Annotated in this window: 3 protein-coding genes; 2 read left to right on the top strand and 1 reads right to left on the bottom strand. The window is 45.3% G+C overall.

Going from position 1 to position 3,633, the window contains the following annotated elements; genetic code table 11:
• Positions 1-248 precede the first annotated feature (248 nt).
• Positions 249-1,298, top strand: a complete 1,050-nt coding sequence (locus tag EWV84_RS06215; protein ID WP_286826067.1) for a hypothetical protein — start codon at positions 249-251, stop codon at positions 1,296-1,298.
• A 117-nt stretch (positions 1,299-1,415) separates the two neighbouring features.
• On the opposite strand, the gene EWV84_RS06210 is transcribed toward EWV84_RS06215, so the two are convergent.
• A complete protein-coding gene (locus EWV84_RS06210; protein ID WP_287077195.1) occupies positions 1,416-1,649 on the bottom strand; it encodes a hypothetical protein in 234 nt (77 codons plus the stop codon).
• 93 nt (positions 1,650-1,742) lie between these two features.
• On the opposite strand from EWV84_RS06210, the gene EWV84_RS06205 reads away from it, so the two are divergent.
• A complete protein-coding gene (locus EWV84_RS06205) occupies positions 1,743-3,341 on the top strand; it encodes a SpoIID/LytB domain-containing protein (RefSeq protein WP_287077193.1) in 1,599 nt (532 codons plus the stop codon).
• The last annotated feature ends 292 nt before the right edge of the window (positions 3,342-3,633 follow it).

Raw genomic sequence — 3,633 nt, 5'->3', positions numbered from 1 at the left:
AAAGATTAGTTATTGTGACTAACCGTTTTGGTTAGAGAAAGATAAACTTGAGAATCTTCAGTCAAATTTATTGACTCAAAATCCGCTGTACTTAATTTAAATGAATCAACCCTACCCTAATCCCTAATTCATAATTCCCACTTCCCCACTTCCCCACTTCCCTATATGTGACTGAAGATTAATCGGCTTGTCGGGGGTTGCCAGGGCGAGTTAAGATAAAATGCCCGATTAACTGCCGAGTCTATCCTATGGTTGATGCTGCGACGTTCTCCTCCGACACCTCCGCGATCATTGATGCCTTTGAAACGCCTCTAGAGTTTAACTTTCAACTGCCGGATCCCGAAGATGAAACCATCCAAGATCATGACTTTCAGCAGCAACTGGATTCTTTTTGGAAAGTTTGCGATCGCTTTGATTTGCAAACGGAAATCTGGCGGGGGCGAATTTTGCGAGCTATTCGCGACCGGGAAAAGCAAGGCGGTGATAGTCGCGGTACAGGCTTTTTAAACTGGTTAAAACAGCGAGAAATCACTAAAAGTCAAGCTTATGCTCTGATTCAATTGGCTAATAGTGCCGATACTCTCCTAGCAGAAGGACAACTGGATCCCGATAGTATCAATAATTTTAGTAAACGCGCCTTCGTAGAAACGGCCAAATCTGCCCCCGAAATTCAAAAATTAGTCAGTGATGCGGCCCGACAAGGGGAGAGAATTACCCGTCGGGAGGTGAAGCAATTGGCCGATGAATGGACGGCGATGAGTTCAGATTTACTACCCGATGAGGTGAAAGAAAAAGCCAGCGATGGTAGTTTACCGGCGCGTCATCTCGCCCCTCTAGTGAAAGAATTAGAAAAGTTACCCGATACTCATATCGAAACTCTCCGTCAAGAAATCGCCGCTAATCCCGATGTGGACACAGTAAAATTAATTACCTCGGAAGCACGCAGTTTAGCCAAATATCTCGATGCGGCAGCCCAAGTACAAACTCTCCGACGGGGTAATTTAGATATTGAAATGGCTCTAGAAGAAGCTTTGCGCGTCGATTGTCTAAATACGGCGGCGGATCTGGTTAAACAAGCCACACAATTAGAGCAAGCCGTAGCTAAACTTTATACTACTTGGAAACGTTTGGGTAGTTTGTCCGATCGCCTCTATGTGGATACAGGAGCAAGTAATCCCCATCTGCGATCGATGTTAACCTGTTTGGAAAGTTTAACCAGTGAAGTGATCGAAGTAGAACTGGATGAAGGTGGGCAAAAAATTGTACGTTTACGCATTATCAGCGATGGGGGAAGTTAGATGCTTTTTTGGTGGTTGGGTGTTGGGTGTTGGGGTTTTAGGGTTTTAGGGTGTTAGGGTGTTAGGGTTTTAGGGTTTTAGGGTTTTAGGGTGTTAGGGTTTTAGGGTTTTAGGGTGTTAGGGTTTTAGGGTTTTAGCTGAAATTCCCCATTTCCCCATTTCCCCATTTCCCCATTTCCCCATTTCCCCATTTCCCCATTTCCCCATTTCCCCATTTCCCCATTTCCCCATTTCCCCACTTCCCCATTTCCCCACTTCCCCACTTCCCCATTTCCCCATTTCCCCATTTCCCCATTTCCCCATTTCCCCATTTCCCCATTTCCCCATTTCCCCATTTCCCCACTTCCCCATTTCCCCACTTCCCCACTTCCCCTAACGGCTTGCTGCTATAATTTCTGAATATCCTCAACTTTTATGAAAACTTATTAACAGATACTTGACTTTATGCTGAAAATAAAGGAAAAAAAACCAATAATTAGCATCGGTTCCATAACTGCGGCGATCTTGCTCAGTTTAACCCTAATTCCTGCCGCTATGGCCAAGGATGTCCTTCTGAGAGTGGGCATTGTCCAACGTTTTGGCGATGAAGCCAAGGAAAAATTAACCCTAGGCAGTACCAGTGGTGATAATCTCACCCTCCGCATGGTGGGAGAAGATGGCCAATCCCAAACCCTGCAAACCAATCGCCTACAATTAGAAGTTATTCCCCGTCCCCTCGCTTCTCCCATCCTGCAAGAAAAAGTCATTTTGAGCGACCACGCCACCTTTGAAACCGCCGAAAATAGCGCCAAAAATTGGGCAAAAATGGGCATTAAAGTGGAAATTACCCAACCCGGACGCTGGCAGGTCTGGGCAAAGCGAGAAGTTTATGAAAATCCCCTAGTGCGGCGTTGGTTGCTGACCAGTTTGCAAACCAAAGGCCACAATCAACCCTATATTAATAGTGTTTTACTCAAAGAAAAGCCGCAAATTTCTTTCCAGATCAACGGGGTGCGCTATTTTCCCAAAGAATTAGAAATCGAGAGCCAAAAAAACCTGATTCAAGTCACCCATAGCCCCGAACAGGTACGTTTGTACGGGGGAACCATGCGCCTACAGCCCAACGCCTACGGTACTTTTACCCTAGTTAATAACGTTCCCCTCGAAACCTACCTGCGCGGGGTTGTACCCCACGAAATCGGTCATGATGCCCCGGAAAGTGCCACCCGGGCGCAAACTATTATCGCCCGCACCTACGCCCTCCGCAATCTCCGCCGTTTTCAAGCCGATAATTACGAACTCTGTGCTGATACCCATTGTCAAGTTTATTATGGATTGACGGGAACTAATCCCCGGGCTGATCAAGCGATCGCATCCACGCGAGGCCTGGTTTTAACTTACCAAAATGAGTTAGTGGATGCCCTTTATTCCTCCACCACCGGCGGAATAACTGCCCTCTTTAGTGATGTTTGGGATGGGGAGGAAAGACCTTATCTCCGGGCAGTGGTGGACTCCCCCAATCGAGTCTGGGATCTCTCGAAACAATCTCTCGCTAATGAGACAACTTTTCGCCAGTTTATTAATCTTAAAGATGGTTTTAATGAGACGGGCCGACGGGTTTTTCGCTGGCAAAAACAAGCTTCTTTAGCTGATTTGAGTCAAGACCTAGAAACCTATCTAAAACGCAGAAAACATCCCCTCGCCCACTTCCAGCAAATCCAATGGATGGAAGTGACTAAGCGCTCTCCTTCCGGTCGGATTCTGACTATGACTATTCAAACCGATAAGGGGATTTTGGAACTGCATAAAAATGAGGTGCGTAGTGCTTTGGGACCGCCTCGCAGTACCCTATTCTACCTCGATCCTATCTACGATACCAATCGACAGATCCAGGGTTATAACTTTATTGGTGGCGGTTTTGGCCACGGGGTGGGATTAAGTCAATTTGGTTCCTATAATTTAGCCCGTTTGGGTTGGTCTCCCGAACAAATTCTCGCTTTCTATTATCCCGGCACCACCATTCAACCTCTCAATAATTCGATTGTCTTTTGGCGAGGAAATTAATCAGTTATCAGTTATCAGTTATCAGTTATCAGTTATCAGTTATCAGTTATCAGTTATCAGTTATCAGTTTCTGAAGGCAATAGGCAATAGGCAATAGGCAAGAGAAAGGCTCTGACAATTCTCCTACCTAAAAAGAGGATTAGAAACTAAGTAAATCAAATGTTTGACTAAAATTTACCGAAATTTTGGGTTAAAGCCCCGTCCTTTTAGGACGGCTTTTTAAACTATAGCTTGTTAACTTAACTTTTATTGTGCTATACTGATTTTATCTAAGTACCCCGTGGGTAAAATG

Source organism: Microcystis sp. M_QC_C_20170808_M3Col (assembly GCF_007095505.1).
Lineage (GTDB): Bacteria > Cyanobacteriota > Cyanobacteriia > Cyanobacteriales > Microcystaceae > Microcystis.
The sequence above is the reverse complement of the archived record's forward strand: the minus strand, read 5'-3'. Positions and strand labels throughout refer to the sequence as shown.